A 448-nucleotide genomic window follows, 5' to 3' on the forward strand; every position below is an offset into this window, starting at 1 on the left:
TAATTCCAATATGTCAATGTACTTTTGCGTCTTATTTAGATCCTATTGTGTTTAAATAATCGCTTATATTTCATTCCATTTAAAATGTTTAACCTCTTAAGTAAACGTAAACAAATTTAATTTTAGTGGAGAATATCGGAGTCGAACCGATGACCTCCTGCGTGCAAGGCAGGCGCTCTAGCCAGCTGAGCTAATTCCCCAAACACTCAAGTAGTCTCAGGCAGACTCGAACTGCCGACCTCTACATTATCAGTGTAGCGCTCTAACCAGCTGAGCTACGGGACTATCACATCCCAAACTCAGACGGCCCGGCCATCTTTAGAGCTTGAGAACTGCTGGTTCTTCTATACTCAATAATGTACAATATAATAATGGAAAGCATCTTCAAATTTACCCCGAGACTCCTTCAAGTCTCTCTAGAAAGGAGGTGTTCCAGCCACACCTTCCG

Annotated in this window: 2 tRNA genes and 1 rRNA gene (1 of these 3 cut by a window edge); all 3 read right to left on the bottom strand. The window is 42.0% G+C overall.

Annotated features, from left to right (window positions below):
* Positions 1 to 126 precede the first annotated feature (126 nt).
* Positions 127 to 200 (bottom strand) — tRNA-Ala (locus RI557_RS09685).
* An 11-nt stretch (positions 201 to 211) separates the two neighbouring features.
* Positions 212 to 285: transfer RNA gene (locus RI557_RS09690), tRNA-Ile, on the bottom strand.
* Positions 286 to 420: 135 nt separating this feature from the next.
* Positions 421 to 448 (bottom strand): 16S ribosomal RNA (locus RI557_RS09695); it runs 1520 nt beyond the window's last position.

Origin of the sequence: Salibacter sp. (assembly GCF_031581065.1) — a bacterium.
Lineage (GTDB): Bacteria > Bacteroidota > Bacteroidia > Flavobacteriales_G > Salibacteraceae > Salibacter.